General features: G+C 41.6%; 1 protein-coding gene. It reads right to left on the bottom strand.

The annotated features are described in order from the left end of the window. The coding region (locus tag ACFIO3_RS15155; RefSeq protein ID WP_375704793.1) for a TCP-1/cpn60 chaperonin family protein at positions 1-596 on the bottom strand (596 nt) is incomplete at both ends.

Here is a 596-nt window from a genome sequence, read left to right as displayed (position 1 = left end):
CCAGCAACAATACCTTCTTCAACAGCAGCACGTGTTGCATTCAAAGCATCATCAACACGGTCTTTCTTTTCTTTCACTTCAACTTCTGTTGCACCACCCACACGGATAACAGCAACACCACCAGCGAGTTTAGCAAGTCTTTCTTGCAATTTTTCACGGTCATAGTCAGAAGTTGTTTCTTCAATCTGAGCCTTGATTTGATTGACGCGAGCAGTAATTTCAGCCTTTTGTCCAGCACCATCAATAATGGTGGTGTTTTCTTTAGAAATATTCACTTTCTTTGCACGTCCAAGCATATCCAAAGTGACATTTTCAAGTTTAATGCCCACATCTTCAGAAATAACCTGTCCGGATGTCAAGATAGCGATATCCTCTAACATTGCTTTACGGCGATCACCAAATCCAGGAGCTTTTACAGCAGCAATTTTCAAACCACCACGCAACTTGTTGACCACGAGCGTTGCCAAAGCTTCACCTTCCACATCTTCAGCAATGATAAGAAGTGGTTTTCCAGACTGAACAACAGCTTCAAGCACAGGAAGAAGAGATTGCAAATTAGACAATTTCTTTTCGTGAATGAGAATGTAAGGATCATC

The sequence above is a fragment of the Bartonella sp. AD328YNZD genome (assembly GCF_042196425.1).
This window is presented reverse-complemented; position numbering and strand designations above follow the sequence as displayed.